The sequence below is a fragment of the Anaerobacillus sp. QJM3NY_32 genome (assembly GCF_056173645.1).
In genome coordinates this window covers 2,355,603-2,374,537 of the sequence record NZ_CM149684.1, presented here as the reverse complement: position 1 = coordinate 2,374,537, position 18,935 = coordinate 2,355,603, and the positions used below count along the sequence as shown (strand labels likewise).

Here is an 18,935-nt window from a genome sequence, read left to right as displayed (position 1 = left end):
AAGCTGTCGATGTAGCCGAATGATCAGATTCTTTATGATGAAGGAATAATTGAAATGTATGGGGAAGAATCACTTGCATTTGTAAGAATGGGGAAGGGTGATGTAAATACTGTTTACTCAAGAGAGGAAAGATAATATAACTTTTACATTAGGCGATTAAAGGTGAGTTTTATTGAGCGGGAGATCAAATGACAATAGAAGAGCTAAAATGTTTGAACATTTGTTATGATAATAGCACTCACATGCATGTATTTATCGAATTGATTATCCATTAAAAATCGGAAAAAAGAACAACTATTGACTGTTTCTCTTTTCCGATAAGTAACATACTAGGTAGCAAGTAAAGCGGTGCTCTCTTTTAATTAACTAAATCGATCTGAAGAAAGTTTTCAACTGTAAAGGCTACTACGCCTAGGGCAGAAGAATGAGTTGAATGCTCAGAAAAATCAATCCTAAGTCCTTTTTGTTGAAATCTTTGTGTATGATCCTTGATATGTTTGTTTATTGGTTTTTTTAGCCATTTTTTGGCTGAAGCGAGACGATTTCCTATGATAACTTGTTCCGGATTGAATATATTTATGATATTGTTAATGCCGATTCCAAGGTAAGTTCCTATTTCTTCAAACAAATCAGCAGAACGCTGATCCGTATTAGCCAGTTTAATTAATGCATCTAAACAAAGTTCTTTTCCTTTGTGTGGGTTTAACTTTAATTCTTTAGCTTTTTTAAGCAAAGTATTCTCGGAAGCATATAATTCCCAGCACCCCTTATTCCCGCAGCGACATTCGAGGCCATTCACATCAATTGTCATGTGGCCCATCTCTCCTGAAAAACCCTCATGACCCTGATAAAGTTTACCGTTCAAGAGTAAACCAACGCCAATTCCAATTCCAGCACTAACATATACAATATTATCAAATGCCTGACCAACTCCGAATTTCTTTTCGCCATATGCTCCAGCATTTGCTTCATTTTCGATGATAACTGGAATGGCAAACTCATCTTCAATAATGGTTTTTAACCTAATGTTCTTCCACCCCAGGTTTGGAGCTAATAAAATTTCGCCGTCTTTATTCACAATTCCTGGTACGCCAATTCCAATTCCTATTACACCATATTTGCATGAAGGAGTGTTCATTGAAAGACTCTTGATCATGGCAATGAGTTGAGACTCAATTTTTTTATATGTTAAATCATAGAAATTCAACTTTTCCTCTTTGACAATGTTGCCATTTAAATCTGTTAAGATGCCTAACATGTAGTTTACACCTAGATCAATTCCAATTGAAAAACCGGCAAGCTCGTTGAACAGAAGCATAACGGGTCTTCTGCCACCACTCGATTTTCCAGGGCCAGATTCATATATCAAATCTTCGAGAAGGAGCTCGCTGACAAGAGAGGAAACAGTACTTTTATTAAGCCCGGTCATTTTCGCTATATCCGCTCGTGAAATCGGAGTATTGTCTTTTATTACTTGTAGTACGATCGATTTATTCCCTCTTTTTACAACGTGTTGATTCCAAGTGTGGTTTAGTGTCATTTTCATTTTGTTCCCCTTTTCGATTAACTTCTTACCAGTATTCTAACATAAACTTAGTTTATCCAGTAGACAAACATAAATTCATTTGCTATTCTGAATTAACGGAAAGCGGTTTATTAATTATGAGGGGGATTTTAGATGGGTTATAAGAAAGCGGTTACATTTTTTGTGATGGTTATATTCACGGTCTTACTAGCTACAGGTTGTGCTTCTTCAAGTAGTAATGAAGAATCGAGTGGTGATACGAAAACGATTGATTTCATGCACCTTTGGCCTGAAGGGAGTTCTAAAGATCACAATAGAATTGTAAGCGAAATCATTTCGGATTTTGAAAAAGAAAACCCGGATGTGAACGTTAACCTTGAAGTGCTTAGTAATGAACAATATAAAGATAAGTTAAAAGTATTATCTACGTCAGAACAGCTACCCGATGTAGGAATGACTTGGCCGGCAGGATTTTTGGAACCTTATGTGGATGGTGAGATGTTTACACCGCTAGATGATGTTCTGGATGATGGATTAAAAGATCAATTTGTCTCAGGTACAACTGAGGCATATGGGATTGATGGAAAGACGTACGGACTTCCACTTGAATTAAATATTGCAACTGTCTTCTATAACAAAGCGATTTTTGAGAAGTATGGTCTTAAGGCGCCTAAAACGTATGAAGAATTAATAAACGTAGTAAAAACATTGAATGAAAATAATGTGGAACCAATCGCACTAGGAAATAAAGATAGATGGACTGGCTCATTGTGGTACATGTATCTTGCAGATCGAATTGGTGGATCAGACGTGTTAACTAAAGCTATTGATCGTTCTGGCACTTTTGAAGACCCGGCCTTAGTGTCAGCAGCAGAAAAGGTTCAAAACCTTGTAGACATGGGAGCGTTTGAGAAGGGGTTTAATGGCCTGTCAGATGAAGAAGCCAAAAGTATGTTTATGAACGGACAAGCTGCTATGTATTTAATTGCAACTTGGGATCTACCAAACTACACGACGAATGAAGATGTTCCTCAGGAGTTTAGAGATTCAGTTGATTTCTTTAAATTTCCAACAGTTGAAGGTAGTGGTGTTGAGAATAGTTTCGTTGGTGGTCCAGGTGTTGGGCTTTTTGTAGCGGAAAATTCGGATGTGAAAGAGGAATCGAAGGAATTCGTTAAATTCTTCGTAGAGAAGTGGGGAGAGAAGTCTGTAGAAGAAGCTGGCGTAATCCCTGCAACCAAAGTGAATAGTGAAAATCTAGAGCTTCCAGATATGTACAACGATGTACTGAATGAATTAAATGAATCTAGTAATATCACTTTGTTCGCAGATGTGCAAATGAAGCCAGAGGTGGCCCAGATTCACCTTGATGCCATTCAGGCGCTTTTCGGAGGAGAAATTACACCGAAAGAGTTTGCGAAGTTGCACGAGAAAGCACTCTCAGATTCTGAGTAATGGGAAATAAAAGTATAGCTGGCCTCTATTGTAAGTGAGGCCAGTTTCTTTCCTTTCTAATAACAAAAATAGTTAATAAAGAGGCGTCTCAAATTTACTTTGTATTTTGTTTAAACATATTAATTTTTTCATTGAAAATAATGTGGTCGTCCTCTCGAGCGAGTAGGTAGCATTTTCTAATCTGAACAGTATGGAGTTGTGGTTATGAATAAAGTTATGTCGAATAAGTTTGTCATTGCGTTATACGTTCTACCATCTCTGTTATTAATAGGGATCCTCATCTTCATTCCGTTACTATTGAGTGGTTATTATGGGTTAATGGATTGGGATGGTATAAGTGCGATGAAATTTATTGGAATGGATAATTATATCAATGTTATTCAGGATGATAAGTTTTGGGATAGTGCTCTACATTCTTTTCTTCTTGCATTGTTTTCAACACTCAGTTTGATTATCTATCTGGCCATTTCTCTTATCCTCGTATCGAAGATAAAAGGTGCCGATCTATTGAGGAAAATCTATTTGATCCCTATGCTTTTATCTTCTGTTGCAATCGCACAGCTATGGATTAAAGTCTACAATCCTAATAATGGTATTCTGAATAGTATTCTTATAGGGATTGGAATTGATAATCCGCCTTCGTGGTTAGCGGAGCCTTCACTTGTATTATACGCCATTTTCATCCCAATTCTATGGCAGTATGCAGGGTTTTACATATTGATCTATTATGCTGCGCTCAAGAATATTCCAGATTCGATTATTGAAGCTGCAAGGATTGATGGGGCATCTGCTCTGCAAATCGCTTATAAAATAAAACTTCCACTTATTATGGGCGTCGTAAAAGTGACTGTCGTACTTGCCATTGTAGGTTCGTTAAAATATTTTGATCTCATTTACGTTATGACTGGCGGAGGGCCGAACGGGGCTAGTGAAGTTATGGCTTCCTATATGTATAAGCTAGCATTTTCAAATTATGAGTTTGGCTATGGAAGCGCGGTAGGTTTTATGCTTCTTCTAATAACGTTGATCGTGACACTCATCATTCGTAAACTGACGGAATCGGATGAAAATATCCAGTACTAGGAGGTCTTCTTTTATGAATCGTATAGGTTATGTCTTGCTCTATCTCTGCTTAGGGATATTAGGTTTATTTCAAATATATCCAATCATTTGGTTGTTCTTATTCTCTCTGAAAGATAATCAAGAGATTTTTTCGGGATCTCCTTTTTCCTTTCCCAGCAAGTTTAATTGGGAAAACTACCAGAAGGTTTGGGATGGAGGGGTTGGCCTATATTTCTTCAATAGTGTATGGATTACAGCGGTAGCCATCCTATTAACAGTACTATTAGCCAGTATGGCTACTTTCGCGATTACGAGGCTGAATTGGAAATTAAGTAAACTAGTACTGGGGTTGTTTATGATTGGTTTGATGATCCCGATTCATTCAGCTCTCATTCCGTTGTTTAATATGTTTTTAAATGTGAATTTGATAGATAATCCATTGTCTATTGTTGTCACTTATACGGCATATAACTTACCGATCACAATGATGATTTTACTAGGATTTTATTATACGTTGCCCCGTGAGATTGAAGAAGCAGCGATTATTGACGGTTGTTCCATTCATCGATTGTTTTTTAGAATTATTTTGCCAATGACGATTCCAGTTATGTCTACAACCGTAATTATTAATATGATCTATAACTGGAATGAGTTTGTATTTGTTAACACGTTTATTAGCTCAGATAAGTACAAGACGTTAACGGTTGGTATTCAGAATTTCATTGGTCAGTACATGACGGATTGGGGGGCAATCGGAGCTACTTTGATCATTAGTGTGTTACCGATTTTAATTGCATTTATTTTTTTCAGTAACAAGGTTGTAGAAGGAATATCATCTAGTGCAGTTAAAGGATAGCTTATTATAGGAAAAGAGAGGGATAGTTATGCCAGAAAACAATTTTTATAATGCTCATCATTCACCGATCGGTGCTTTTTCAAGTTTTACATTAGGTTATGGGGGTAATGGAGGTGGACTCGATTTAGAACTAGGGCGTTCACCGAGGAAGAACATATACGTTGGACTGGAATCACTGAAGCAAGAAGGTCATTATGATGCTCTTCCATTCTTTGATGCGAATGACGATGAGAGTAAGCGGTATGATATTGAGAACCCGGATCCTAACCCAGACAATCCTAACATCATTCATTCCTTTCCCAAAGACCAAGTTGAACGAGATTTTCAACTATGTACGGATACCTGGAAAGCAGGTGATTTAACATTTACGGTGTATTCACAGGTTCATACAGTAGAGAATCCAGAAACAGCAAGCGAAGAGGAATTGAAACGAACGCTTGTCCCAGCAGTTCTAGCAGAATTAACCATCGATAATACAAAGGGAGAGAGAAAGCGTCGAGCCTTTTTTGGATACGAAGGGAGCGACCCCTATTCTTCGATGCGGCGATTGGATGATACGGCAGAAGAATTGGCAGGTATCGGTGAAGGAAGAATAACGGCTATAGCAAGTAAGAAGGCTGAAACGAAGTCAGCTATGCACTTTAGTATGGAAAATATCCTAACTACTCCTTTCGAGGAAAATTGGACGTTTGGTCTCGGACCAGTAGGTACGCTTATTGCTGATGTTCCACCAGGGGAAAAAGCGACGTATCAATTTGCCATCTGCTTCTATCGAGGTGGAATTGTGACAGCTGGTATGGATACTTCTTATTTCTACACAAAATACTTTTCAAACATAGAAAGCGTAGCAAACTTCGCCATTGGAAAATTTGATGAGCTGAAACAACGGGCACTGCAAAGCAATGCGATGATTAGTGAAGCAAATTTATCGAACGATCAGAAGTTCATGATGGCCCATGCGGTCCGTAGTTATTATGGAAATACTCAATTACTTGAACATGAAGGGAAGCCTTTCTGGGTAGTTAATGAAGGCGAATATCGCATGATGAATACATTTGATTTAACAGTGGATCAGTTGTTTTTTGAGATGAAAATGAATCCTTGGACAGTGAAGAATGAATTGGATATGTTCATTGATAGATTCAGTTATGAAGATCAAGTTCGTTTTCCAAATGAAGAAGAACTGTATCCAGGTGGAATCAGTTTCACTCATGATATGGGCGTAGCGAATACGATTAGTCGTCCACACTACTCTTCTTATGAAGTGTATGGGATTGATGGATGTTTCTCTCATATGACAGGGGAGCAGCTGGTTAACTGGGTACTCACTGCGTCAGTTTATATTGAACAAACCCATGACGAACAATGGTTATTAGACAACTTAACTATTTTTAAAAGCTGTTTCGAGAGTATGTTAAATCGCGACCATCCAGACCCAGTTCAGCGCAACGGATTGCTGGGGCTGGATTCAAGTCGTGTTATGGGCGGAGCAGAAATTACGACGTATGATAGTTTGGACGTTTCCTTAGGACAGGCTAGGAATAATATTTACCTTGGAGGGAAAATGTGGGCGGCCTATGTCGCGCTAGAAAAGATTTTTTCAGAACAAAGGGAAAAAGAGCTGGCTACATTAGCTGGAAAACAAGCAGAGAAAAGTGCTCATACGATGGCAAGTCATTTGACGGATTCAGGCTATATCCCTGCTGTGATTGGGGAGAATAATGATTCTAGAATTATTCCTGCAATTGAAGGGTTAATCTTTCCATATTATACGAATTGTAAAGAAGCTCTTGATCCGGAAGGAAGATTTGGGGAGTACATTAGGGTTTTAAAAGCACATCTTGATACGGTTCTAAAAGAAGGCGTGTGTAAGTTTGATGATGGAGGGTGGAAAATTTCCTCTACTAGTAACAACTCCTGGCTTAGTAAAGTGTATCTTTCTCAATTTATTGCTCGTGAAATATTGCATCACGTTGATGAAAACGGAGCAAAAGCGGATGCGGCGCATGTGAAATGGCTGACACATCCAGAATTGTCAGTTTGGAGCTGGAGTGACCAGATTATCTCTGGTGAAATAACAGGAAGTAAATATTATCCCCGAGGAGTTACAAGTATTCTATGGTTAGAAGAAAAGAAATAATACTGACAAATGGACGAAACCGATTAGGTTTCGTCCTTTTGTTTTGCTAAGTGTGGGAACATTACAATGAACAAGCTCCCCGAGAAGCGAGGAGCTTTCATGAGATTAGGCCAATTTCTTTTCCTTATTACCTTTTTTTCGTAAAAGCATTTCTAATTCTTCTAATGATTTTCCTTTTGTTTCAGGAACAAACTTCCAAACAAAAATGGCTGATAGAATACTCATAATTCCATAAAAAGAGTATGTAAGACCACCGCTTACTTCCATCATCATAGGATAAGTAGAAGAGATTAAGTAGTTAGCCGCCCATTGAGCAGCAACTGCAATTGCGACGGCTTGTCCTCGGATTTTGTTCGGGAAAATTTCTGAAATTAATACCCAAACGATCGGTCCCCAGGACATCATAAAGGAAGCTGTATAAATAATAATGAAAACTAAAGTGGCAATACCGATAATGTCAGAGAAAGCCATTCCAGCTACGCCGAACATTCCGATTGTCATACCGATTGAGCCGACAATGAGAAGGGGTTTTCTGCCCCATTTGTCAACCGTTAAGATGGCGATAATCGTAAAGATCACATTGACTAATCCCATGATAATCGTCTGAACCATTGAGGCGTCTCGTGCTGCTCCCATGCTTTCAAAGATTCGTGGTGCATAATAGAGAGCGACATTTATCCCTACAAACTGTTGGAAAATAGATAGCAAAATACCTATAAATACGATGGTTTTCCCAAAAGCAAAGAGTTTTGCTTTATTCGTGTCAAATGAATTTTTTATCTCATATAGGGTTGCCTTAGCCATCGTTTGATCATGAATTTTTGAAAGGATAGCAAACGCTTCTTCATTTTTATTGATAGATACGAGGTACCTTGGTGTCTTAGGCACCGTAAACAATAGCAACAAGAATAATAGAGCTGGGATAGCTTCAGAAGCAAACATATACCTCCAGCCTATATCATTCATCCATTCTAGGGGTTGCCCCTTGGCGATGCCCCAGTTAACGAAATAGACGACGAGCATCCCGAAAATAATAGCGAATTGGTTAAGAGATACTAACGTTCCTCTTATATTAGATGGAGCGATTTCTCCAATGTACATTGGAGAAACAGCTGAGGCTAATCCAACCCCGATCCCACCTATGATTCTATAAAGATTAAACATAATTAACAAAGAGTAAGTCGGCTCCTCACCATAGCCAAAAAACAAAAATTCGGGATAAGCTGAGCCGAGAGCTGATAGTAAAAAGAGTACAGCAGCTAGTATAAGAGAATATTTTCTGCCAATCTTTTTGGAAAAGTAACCTGATAAAACCCCACCGATGATACAGCCAATTAACGCACTTGATACAGTAAGTCCGTGAACCAGCGAGCTAAGCTGTAAATGATCTGAGAAGTATGTCTGTAGTGACCCTTCTGCCCCAGAAATTACTGCCGTATCGTAACCGAATAAAAGTCCTCCTAAAGTTGCAACAAGGGTGATTAACATAATGTAAATGCTCCGTCTTAGTTCCATTTTTTTACAGAGTAGAGAATATCTACTCTTTCCTCCCTTCAAGTGAAATCGCTTGCAATGTTTTCATTTTATCAGAGGTTTCTTAGTTTGTATAGTGGATAAACTAACTATAGGTTTATTTTTATTTATGTTAGAAATCACTGGAGCATGTTTGTAAGTTCTCATAGATGTTGAATCGAGTTTTTACTGGTTACTTTAGAAAATGCATGAAGAGATAGCCACATAAGAATGAAAGCTGTTGCACTTCCTCCGAAGATAAACGCTAGTGCAGGTAGTAGTTTAATTATAAAATAGATAGACGTTAGACAAATAACCATCATTATCGTAGTTAAGGGGCTAAGCAACATTATAAAGAAAGTATTTTTGAAGACAGTGCTCAGCTTAATTTCGAAATGAACAAAAGTAGGGAAAATGTATAAGAATAGTAGTCCAATCAATAGAATAAAAGCGAACAAAGGAATATAAGTCCATTGAACTGGATGTATCTGCTTGATGTAAAACAAATCAAGACAGATAAAGCCAATCAAGAAATATAAAATTGCTCCTAGAATATTTCCTTTCCAAAAATCTGCTTTATAATAATGCCAGAATGATTTACTGATTGATAACTGTGTATTTCCTTTTAACCATTGTCTAATAACAGCAAACATAGCAAGCGTAGAAGGGAAGATCCCAAGTAGAATCCCTCCTCCTAATGAAAATAGTAACCAAAGCAAATTGAGAAGAGCTAGTTTCGTAATCCACTCAAAGGTACTATAAAAAGCATTAAATGTATTTGTCATTTCTATACCCCCGTCTTAAAACATAGCTATTAGCTTATGTGTTTAGATTACTATAAACTAAAAAAAGTATATCACAATAGCCTGATACTCCTCGTTATATGTTAACTGCTATCGTAGTGTTTGAAACGAATTTTCTATGAATTTGAGTAGGATAGTTGAATGTTATATCGTCGTCTAAGTTAATATAGCAGCATTTACGACTTCCTAATTTGGGGGGAGGGATATAATGAAATCCGATTAATATAAGAACGTTGAGGCAAGCAGAAGCAATATTTGGAGGAGTATATATGGCTAGCAATATAAATGACTTACAGAGGGGGGCGGATCGTACCCCATTTTTTTAAGTAAAGAAGATCGGTAGAAGCAGAAAATTACGTTGACTGTAAGTGCATTCGTGAAAGAGAAATACCATTGGATGAGTAATCTCTTACTAGTGATGGGGTCTTATTTTTCCAAATCAACTATTAATGATATAACTGCCTCTACAACTAGTATCTATTTGACTAAATTATTAATATTGTTCACTTTAGTAATTTTAAACTTAGTTTATCTAATAGACAAACTAATGTAGAGGTGCTATACTTTTGGGTGAAAGCAGTTACATAAAGTCATTAGAAATTAGATAAGTTTAAAGGATTTTTTTACTGTAGGTGACACCATGTTCTCTGCTTTACATCATGAAGTTCTTATCCAGTAACAGGTAGGGTAAGTGTACGCATTGGTTAGCTAATTTTATTTGAGGAGGAGTTATTTTGGGTTATTTTAACAACATTAATCGTATTCAGTATGAGGGAGCACAATCCACAAACCCGTTTGCATTCAAATATTACAACCCGAATGAAAAAATTGGTCACAAAACGATGAAAGAACATCTTCGTTTTTCGGTTGCTTACTGGCATACATTCACTGCAGATGGTGCTGATCCATTTGGTGCCGGCACGATGATACGTCCATGGAGTGAATACAGCGGTATGGATCAAGCAAAAGCAAGGGTCGAAGCTGCATTTGAACTGTTTGATAAGCTAGATGCGCCATTTTTCTGTTTTCATGACGTAGATATAGCTCCTGAAGGAGAAACACTTAAAGAGTCATATAATAACCTCGATACCATCGTTAAGATGATAAAAGACTACATGAAAACAAGCTCTACAAAGCTGTTGTGGAATACGGCAAACATGTTCACCCATCCGCGATTCACTCACGGAGCTGCGACCACCTCTGAAGCAGACGTGTTTGCTTATGCAGCAGCAAAAGTGAAGAAAGGACTGGAAGTTGGGAAAGAGCTTGGCGCAGAGAATTATGTATTCTGGGGTGGACGTGAAGGATATGAAACTTTGCTTAACACAGATATGAAGCTTGAACTAGACAACCTAGCACGCTTTTTCCACATGGCGCTTGATTATGCAAACGAAATTAATTTTACCGGACAATTTCTTATTGAACCGAAACCAAAAGAACCATCAAAGCATCAATATGATTTTGATGTAGCTACATCTCTATCATTTCTTCAAAAATATGATTTGCAGAACCATTTTAAATTCAATATCGAAGCGAATCATGCGACGTTGGCAGGTCACACGTTTGAACACGAACTCCATACCGCTCGAATAAATGGCATGCTAGGATCTGTGGATGCTAATCAAGGTGATACGCTTCTTGGGTGGGATACTGATGAATTCCCAACGGATTTGTACGCTACTACTCTCGCAATGTATGAGATATTAAAAAATGATGGACTTGGAAAAGGTGGCTTGAACTTTGATGCTAAGGTTCGTCGGAACTCCTTCGATCCTGACGATCTTTTCCACGCCCATATTGCTGGGATGGATAGCTTTGCAATTGGATTAAAGGCGGCTCATCAAATGTTAGAGGATCGAATTCTTGAGAATTTTATTTCGGATCGCTATCGTAGTTTCTCAGAAGGTATTGGGAAAGAAATTATCGAAGGAAAGACGGACTTTCATAAGCTCGAGAAATATGCTTTAGGACTTAATGAAATTGAGACAAAATCAGGACGTATGGAAAAACTAAAAGGTGAGATTAACTCATATTTACTAAATGCTTTTTCAAATGTTCGTGTATAAGTTAAAGAATGAAACTTATAGTAAATGGTTGAGGGAAAGGAGGAAGCACCATGAGCTATGTTATTGGAGTCGATCTAGGCACAAGTGCAGTCAAAGTCATCGCTGTAGATCGAACTGGGCAAGTTCAAGCAGAAGTATCAAAGACATATCCGCTTCATCAACCGAAGTCTGGATACAGCGAGCAAAACCCTGACGATTGGGTGGAACAAACCCTTCATGCTTTGGAGGAGATTACCCGACAACTTCCTTCCTCGGCAATTATTGAAGGAATGAGTTTCTCTGGGCAAATGCATGGGCTTGTATTACTGGATCAAGATAATAAGCCTCTTCGGCAGGCCATTCTCTGGAATGATACAAGAACTACTGAACAATGCCGAACGATTGAGAAACTTGTGGGGGAAAAGAGGTTGCTTGAAATCACCCATAACCCTGCGCTCGAAGGATTTACACTTCCTAAATTACTTTGGGTGAAAGAGAATGAACCAGATTTATACGCTAGAACTAAGGTTTTCCTCCTTCCAAAAGATTATGTACGTTATCGTTTAACAGGCGAGCTCCAGATGGAGTATTCCGATGCAGCCGGGACCTTGATGATGGATATTAGTGGGCATAAATGGAGTGAAGAAGTCACTTCCAAGACTAACATCAGTCTATCCCTATGCCCACCGTTGATTGAATCTACTGCCAAAGTCGGTAATATAACAAAGGGATTAGTGAAAGGCTTGGATAATGTAGAAATCTTTGCTGGTGGTGCTGACAATGCATGCGGGGCTATTGGAGCTGGGATTCTTAGAAATGGTAAAACACTCTGTAGTATTGGAACTTCTGGCATCATTTTGTCATATGAAGATCGCAATCAGCTTGATTTTAACGGCAAGGTTCACTTTTTTAATCATAGTAAGCCGGGTGCTTATTATACAATGGGGGTCACGCTTTCCGCAGGTCAGAGTCTGAACTGGTTTCGAGACCAATTTGCCGAAGGAGTGCCATTCGATGAATTGCTTTCTTCTATCGACAATATCCCTGCAGGTGCGAATGGATTGCTCTTTACGCCATATTTGGCCGGAGAGAGAACGCCGCATGCGGATTCATCCATACGAGGCAGTTTTATCGGAATGGATGCTTCACACACTAGAACTCATTTTGTAAAAGCAGTATTAGAAGGGGTCACTTTTTCGTTGAAGGAGTCACTTTCTATTTTTAGAGAAAATGGAAAAGACATTCAAGAAATTGTTTCTATTGGTGGTGGGGCAAAGAATGATTCCTGGCTACAAATGCAGGCGGACATTTTTGATGCTACTGTTGTAAAGCATGAGAGTGAAGAGGGGCCAGCCCTTGGGGCGGCGATGCTAGCAGCTGTGGGTTGTAACTGGTTTTCTACACTTGAATCCTGCAGTGATTCCTTTATAAAAGTGAAAGAACGTTTCACTCCGAATCAAGCTAATGTAAAAGCATATAAAAAAATGTTTTCGATTTATCAATCCGTATATGTTCAGACAAAAGATTTGAGTGAGCAGTTAAAATCAATTCGTCAATAAAAAATGAGTATGAGTAAACATTAGCTTGAATTGAATAAAAAAAAGGGCCCGTTCATCAGTATTGGATAAACGGGCCCTTTTTTTGCAGAGTTTGTTCCTATTCTAGTTAGCTTTTTGGGAATTATGCTGGTGGATTTAAGAAAGTGGAACTTTAGGGATTATCTAGGTGAAGATAAGCTAGGAACCCATTTCTAATAAATACAATTCCAACACCAATTGGCTATTTATCGTTCAAATTGTATTTTAGGAGCTCTATCATATTTGTTGTGGTTTAAGAAAATAGGACATAAAAATACTCGCAAGCTATTTACTTTTAGTTGAAAGATTATGAAAAAGTTTTGAGGAAAGTGAGGCGTATCCTTGTCTATAGCCCCCTTCTAATGATTGCATCTGTCTAGTCTTATTTAATCGCATATCCGCTGGGATATTCACCGCTCGGTTACGCAGGGCTAGAAGCAAAAGAGGATACGCTAGTTCTACAATCTCATAACGTCTTGGGGCTGAAAGAGGATAGAATTACCTATGAACCACAAAAAGGTGAGGAATGGAAGGTTGAACTTCTTAAAGATCTGGTCAATCAACAACAGACTCAATACCCCTTCTTCTTCATCCCTATCATGGTGGCGATATTCTGGGGAGGATTCGAGCTTCTTAGATAAAAATCACAGAAGAGAGTTCTGTTCCAAGGTTTCCTATATGTTCTTGTTCCAGCATTATCATTAATTGGACACTTGAATGATATAAAAGATATTCTTCAGAACTCTGCCTAAAATGTCTACTAAGGGTTTCTTAGTACCTTCATCTTTTTTACACGAGTATAAAATCAACCTATTATTTATGAAAGACGACACCTGATCCACTAAGGATTTAAGTGTCGTCTTTCTTTTGGATAAGGTCCACTAGTCAATTCTGCTACATCATATACAACGAATTTAAGCAACTAACAAAACAAACTTAATGTCGATATCTTTCTCTGAAGGAAAAATGGTGTCATGATTCGTCCAATGCTGTTAAACCGTTTCAAAACATTACAACAAACGGGGAGGGTTTGGTAGATTAGCGCTATATTTAAGAGTCTCTGTCTGTTGATAAGAACCTTTGTCATCTGGCAGGAAAACTGGTGTAGAGGTATGGAATAACTCATTATAAAATCAACGGGGAGGAATGATGAAGATGAATAATACTTTGATGATTTCCAGGGTGGCTTCCATGTTGAACGTGTCTCGTCATACACTGAAATTATGGGAAGAGCAATTTGCTCCGTTTTTAACTATACCACGTGATGAAAACAACGCTCGGACGTATACAATTGGCGATATTGAAGTGCTTCAATTAATTAAAAATATGAAGGAAAGCCATGCCGAAGATGAGGTCATTATTAATGCATTGGATCAACAAGGAAAAGGAATTGAAAATACTCCTGAACCGATTAACAATCCTGCTGATCAGACTGATATTCAATCATCTCTCTCAAAAATTGTCTCCTTTGTTGAATCTGATGAAGTGAAGAAACTACTGAAAATCGATGAAACGGTTAAACGGTTGGAGAAGGATATTGTCCATCAGGTTCATGAAATTGTTCATGAAGAAATAGCGACTGCATCAGATGCTCATGCAACTATTAATCAAATGGAACTCAATTCTATCGGTAAAAAAATCGATAATCTTGCTGATATTTCAGTCGATGAGCGTGAGTTTTATCAATTTGAGGTGACAAAAGAAAGAAAAATTGCTGAAGATCATATGTCAGCTCGAGAAGAAAGACTGATGGCGGTGGTGCAGGATCGCTTCCGTGATGAAAGTAGATCACATGATCCTAAATGGGGCGTAACGAAAATTAAAAATATATTCGGATTTGCGAAATAAGGAATTGTAATAGAGTAGAGAGAAATCCGAATGGGGGAAGATGAAATGGATCAGGTTAAGGTGATGTTTTCCATACTCAGTCTCCTCGTCGCTGCTACATTTGCGGCTCTCTATATTTATATTTTCTCACTGCATACCGAAGTGAATGGTACAAAAGTGAAAGCGAATGATCAAGTGGTATCTGCTGCATCATTCCCGGCCGAATATAAACAAGTGGAAGAGTTTGTCGGAGATTTTCATGCTTTTTACAATCGAACAACAGGCTATGGCATGATTGATCGTCCGATGGACATAGAAGCCCAACAAGTTCAAGCGGATGCTGCTGTAGCTTATATTAATGTGTTTTTAGAAATTGGTGTAGATCATGACGATCTTAAGAAGGACTTAATGGCGATTAAGGCTCTTGCTAGTATAGAGATTACGACGTCAGAGGTTCGAGAAATTCATAGGTATTTTCATGATCTTGATAAAGCGCTGAACAACTACGACCACGAAGATACCTTTGGTGTCACCGTTACTTTAGGAGATCAATAAGATGAACCATTCCACTCATGCCGTATAGCCAAAAGCGATATCGATTAGCTTATGAGATATCGCTTTTGTTGCGTTAAAGATCAGTTTCATAATAATAAGGGAGGCTATGTCTTGATGAATACCAGACTAAGATTCATCATACTTGGTCTAGCGACACTAGGTAGCTTGGCCCTTACCATTTATGCCCTATTTTCCATAAACGAAAATGTGCAAACTTCAAGTAAGGAACTTGTATCGTCGGTTTTGGAGGATAGACAAGTTTATTCGAAGGAAGAAATGAAGGATATTGCCTCTCTTCTTCCTGAAAAGACAGATTTGGAAAACGTGAATGCATTTATTGCAGCGAATCATGCCTATTACAATCAGACAACAGGATTTGGAGAAATATCAAATTTGAATATAAATGATCAAACCGATAAAGCTATTGAAATCGTTTCTTATATAAATTTCTATGCAAACAATGAGGACAAGGATCTTGAAAGAGACCTTCAGGAGATCAAATCCATCGCGCTTCGTTACGTTGAGCATGCAAGTCAAAAGGATGTGCAAATGCTACATCGCTATTTCCATGACCTCGATATTGGGTTAAATGGCTACGGAGCATACGATAAAGTATGGGGTGTTACTGCTGTACTTGGTAAAGGTGAATGAAGAAGTCTTAAACTTATAATGAAGAATAAGAAGGATTGCTAAATGACTAGCATGTCCTTTTTTGTTTTGTCATAAAAGAGTTTATATGAATGATGAAAAAACATTGTGATATGTGCATTATTTTGACAAAATGAATGATAAAGAAAGTTGAAATAAGTGAATTTTTTAACAAAGGATAATCCGCTGATGATGTAAGGTAGATTAAACGAAATGGTAAGTAAAAAGTAGGTGAGAAAGATCTATGTACAAACTATTAATTTCAGACCGTGATTCACGAGAACTGAGCGGATTAGAATGGTTAATTTCAAAGTATTCCTTTCCTATTTCCTTATTCATAACTGCGAACCATCTAACAGAAGTGATGACTATGTTAGAAAGGGAATTACCAGATGTGGTTTTCATTGAATTAGATATGATCCCCAGGGGGAAGTGGGGTCTTATGAAAACTTTTATTAACCGGTATGCAGGTGAAGTTATTGCTGTGACGGCAGAACCAACGTTTGAACGGGCAAAAGAAGCGATTGAAATCGGTGCAATAGACTTAATCGTGAAACCGCTTTCTCCCCTAGAGGTGAAAACATCTCTGCAAAAAGCCTTTCGTAATGCTAAAGCGGTAAATAAGACACTGTTAGGAGGAGAGGCATACGAAAGAGTTTGGTATAAATCATTGTTTATTGATGATCAAGTAAACCATCACTTTCCAGTATATTTAATGAAGTTAGAAAAAAGCGATTATCTTGAGGAGTTGCGTCAGTTTATAGATCAATTTGATTTTTATAACAAGCCCCTTGTCTTTTCAACCAGTGATCGAATCGTGGTTGTATTTGAGAATGCCATTCCAGATTCAAATAGTCAGGCACAGCGCTTCTTACGGGAGTGGGAGCAGTTGAATGAATCGTCCCTCGTAATAGCGGTGCATCATGGGAAGTCAGATCTGTCACTACACCAAATTTATATGAAGTTAAAGAAAGTTATGGAAATGGTGTTCTTCACTGGCTACCAACAAATTCTTCGTGCTGATCAAGATGAAGCCTGGGAGGAGATAGATCCATTTTTGACGATTACAGAACAGCGGAAGTGGGTTTTCATGCTTGATGAATCTTGTGTAGATGAAATGAAAAAGTGGATGTATGAGCAATTTTATGGAATGGAACCTCCATATCCAGACCCAGGATTGCTTCGAACACGTTTAACAAGCATTCTTGCTCAAATTCGAAGATTTATGGTTCGAAAAGGGTTGACGGATGTCCGTAATGAAACTTTGTATAAAGAAGTGTTTGAATCGATATTATATAGTTCTGTACTCTACCGAATTGTACAGGACTTAATATTATTCATCACACAACTTCTTCATCAATTAGCCGATAACCCACCTTTAAAAAGAAATATCATTGAGGAAACGCTCGCTTACATTGATGATCATTCCAATGATCCTAATCTATCATTAGAAGAAGTAGCTAATCATGTCCTTCGCAATCCAGCTTACCTAAGCCATACATTAACACAAAAATATGGACGGTCGTTTCGTGAAATATTAACGTATACCCGTATTCAAAAAGCAAAAGAGTTGCTCATGACTACACAAGAAACTATTCAATTCATTGCGCGTGAATCAGGATTTAAGAGCCCGAACTATTTTAGTCGAGTTTTTAAAGAAGTCGCAGGGCAAACTCCAGGAGAGTATCGACGGTTTCAGTCGAATGAACCGAAAGTCAAGAAATTCTCCACATAACAAACGGGTGCGAATACATTCTCGTATTCGCACCCGTTTCATATTGATAAAAGAAATACACTACTATATCTTCTTGTTACTATTTTTTATTAACTGAAGCATCATAAATGGAATCAACCGCACTTTGCAACGCTTCATTAAATTCTGCATCAGACTGATTCGCATTTAAATCAGCTGCTAATGCTCTCGAAAAGCTTGCAATCAGACCATCATTTTCTTTCAGTTTTTCATTGGCTTCATCACGAGAATAGCCGCCTGAAAGTGCTACAACGCGAAGAACGCGTGGATGTTCAATCAATTCTTTGTAAGCATTTGCTCGCGTTGGAATTGAAAGCTTTAGCATGACATTTTGATCTTCAGATAAATCATTGAGTTGCTTCAAAATTTCATCTCGCAAAATCTCTTCAGATTTCTCTTTGCTTTCACTATGAATATTAACTTCTGGTTCAATAATTGGCATAATATCAGTCGCTAAAATTCGTTTGGCGATTTCAAACTGCTGATCTACGACTGCTTTAATGCCACTTGGATTAGGCTCATGGATGACAGAGCGCATTTTAGTTCCAAAAATCTTTCGCTCAGATGCACGACCTAGCGTCTCATCTAAATCATGAATTGGTTTCATAAGCTGTACGCCATTCTCTTGATCTGCTAGTCCTTTATCCACTTTTAGGAAAGGAACGATCCCTTTGTCTGCAAGAAAGTCTGCTGTATACTTTCCTTCGATTTCGCGGTCCATTGTTTGTTCGAATAAGATAGCGCCTAGAATTTGGTCTCCACTAAAAGCGGGTGAAGTAATAATTCTTGTACGCATCTGATGTACTCGGTCAAACATTTCATCTTCGTTAGAGTAGGAATCTTCAGGAACGCCATATTCTGCGAGCGCCTTAGGAGTACTACCACCACTTTGGTCTAACGCTGCGATAAATCCTTTTCCGTTCTTGATTTTGTCAAATTGACTGTTATTCATGTTCTCCACTCCTTTTTGATTCTAAACTTTAATAAAGCAACCACCTATACTCTTCCCAATATTACGTCATACATAACACGGAATTTCTTAGATAACAGAATACTAATAAAACCGATATAAAATATCGCTTTTTCTATTTTCATAGACGTTCTTAAACAGATGGTTCCCTACATTCATGAAACTTACCCGACTCGGGTTACTTTTAATCATGTGATGGAAATAGCT

14 protein-coding genes are annotated in these 18,935 nt (G+C 38.1%); 10 read left to right on the top strand and 4 right to left on the bottom strand.

What is annotated here, in order from left to right; all coding sequences use genetic code 11:
- Positions 1 to 358: 358 nt before the first annotated feature.
- Positions 359 to 1,540 (bottom strand): ROK family protein, encoded by a 1,182-nt coding sequence (locus tag AC0VYH_RS12440; protein WP_475367487.1) that lies wholly within the window; start codon positions 1,538 to 1,540, stop codon positions 359 to 361.
- Between the two features lie 138 nt (positions 1,541 to 1,678).
- Here AC0VYH_RS12440 and AC0VYH_RS12435 point away from each other — a divergent pair, with 138 nt between their 5' ends.
- The 4 genes from AC0VYH_RS12435 (at position 1,679) to AC0VYH_RS12420 (ending at position 7,038) form a co-directional block, all read left to right on the top strand.
- Positions 1,679 to 2,980, top strand: a complete 1,302-nt coding sequence (locus AC0VYH_RS12435) for an extracellular solute-binding protein (protein ID WP_475372597.1) — start codon at positions 1,679 to 1,681, stop codon at positions 2,978 to 2,980.
- 204 nt (positions 2,981 to 3,184) lie between these two features.
- Positions 3,185 to 4,063: a carbohydrate ABC transporter permease gene (locus AC0VYH_RS12430; protein ID WP_475372596.1), complete on the top strand. Its 879-nt coding sequence runs from the start codon at positions 3,185 to 3,187 to the stop codon at positions 4,061 to 4,063.
- A 13-nt stretch (positions 4,064 to 4,076) separates the two neighbouring features.
- Positions 4,077 to 4,898 (top strand): carbohydrate ABC transporter permease, encoded by an 822-nt coding sequence (locus tag AC0VYH_RS12425; RefSeq protein ID WP_475372595.1) that lies wholly within the window; start codon positions 4,077 to 4,079, stop codon positions 4,896 to 4,898.
- A 28-nt stretch (positions 4,899 to 4,926) separates the two neighbouring features.
- Complete coding sequence (locus AC0VYH_RS12420) at positions 4,927 to 7,038, top strand: glycoside hydrolase family 52 protein (protein ID WP_475372594.1); 2,112 nt, start codon at positions 4,927 to 4,929, stop codon at positions 7,036 to 7,038.
- Between the two features lie 105 nt (positions 7,039 to 7,143).
- On the opposite strand, the gene xylE is transcribed toward AC0VYH_RS12420, so the two are convergent.
- The gene (xylE, locus tag AC0VYH_RS12415; RefSeq protein WP_475372593.1) at positions 7,144 to 8,526 is read right to left on the bottom strand and encodes a D-xylose transporter XylE; all 1,383 of its coding nucleotides are present in this window, start codon (positions 8,524 to 8,526) and stop codon (positions 7,144 to 7,146) included.
- 188 nt (positions 8,527 to 8,714) lie between these two features.
- Positions 8,715 to 9,335: a YesL family protein gene (locus AC0VYH_RS12410; RefSeq protein WP_475365316.1), complete on the bottom strand. Its 621-nt coding sequence runs from the start codon at positions 9,333 to 9,335 to the stop codon at positions 8,715 to 8,717.
- A 752-nt stretch (positions 9,336 to 10,087) separates the two neighbouring features.
- On the opposite strand from AC0VYH_RS12410, the gene xylA reads away from it, so the two are divergent.
- The 6 genes from xylA (at position 10,088) to AC0VYH_RS12380 (ending at position 17,740) form a co-directional block, all read left to right on the top strand.
- A complete protein-coding gene (gene xylA / locus AC0VYH_RS12405) occupies positions 10,088 to 11,419 on the top strand; it encodes a xylose isomerase (protein ID WP_475365315.1) in 1,332 nt (443 codons plus the stop codon).
- A gap of 50 nt (positions 11,420 to 11,469) precedes the next feature.
- Positions 11,470 to 12,957, top strand: coding sequence for a xylulokinase (gene xylB / locus AC0VYH_RS12400; RefSeq protein WP_475365314.1), 1,488 nt, complete (start codon positions 11,470 to 11,472; stop codon positions 12,955 to 12,957).
- 1,173 nt (positions 12,958 to 14,130) lie between these two features.
- On the top strand, positions 14,131 to 14,823 hold the full coding sequence (locus AC0VYH_RS12395; protein ID WP_194221836.1) for a MerR family transcriptional regulator: 693 nt from the start codon (positions 14,131 to 14,133) through the stop codon (positions 14,821 to 14,823).
- Between the two features lie 45 nt (positions 14,824 to 14,868).
- Entirely contained in the window at positions 14,869 to 15,357 is a 489-nt protein-coding gene (locus AC0VYH_RS12390) for a hypothetical protein (protein WP_194221835.1), read from the top strand.
- Positions 15,358 to 15,471: 114 nt separating this feature from the next.
- A complete protein-coding gene (locus tag AC0VYH_RS12385) occupies positions 15,472 to 16,008 on the top strand; it encodes a hypothetical protein (RefSeq protein ID WP_475365313.1) in 537 nt (178 codons plus the stop codon).
- Between the two features lie 241 nt (positions 16,009 to 16,249).
- Positions 16,250 to 17,740, top strand: a complete 1,491-nt coding sequence (locus tag AC0VYH_RS12380) for a helix-turn-helix domain-containing protein (protein WP_475365312.1) — start codon at positions 16,250 to 16,252, stop codon at positions 17,738 to 17,740.
- Positions 17,741 to 17,819: 79 nt separating this feature from the next.
- Here AC0VYH_RS12380 and AC0VYH_RS12375 read toward each other — a convergent pair whose 3' ends face one another.
- Positions 17,820 to 18,710, bottom strand: a complete 891-nt coding sequence (locus AC0VYH_RS12375) for a fructose bisphosphate aldolase (RefSeq protein WP_475367652.1) — start codon at positions 18,708 to 18,710, stop codon at positions 17,820 to 17,822.
- Between the last annotated feature and the right edge of the window lie 225 nt (positions 18,711 to 18,935).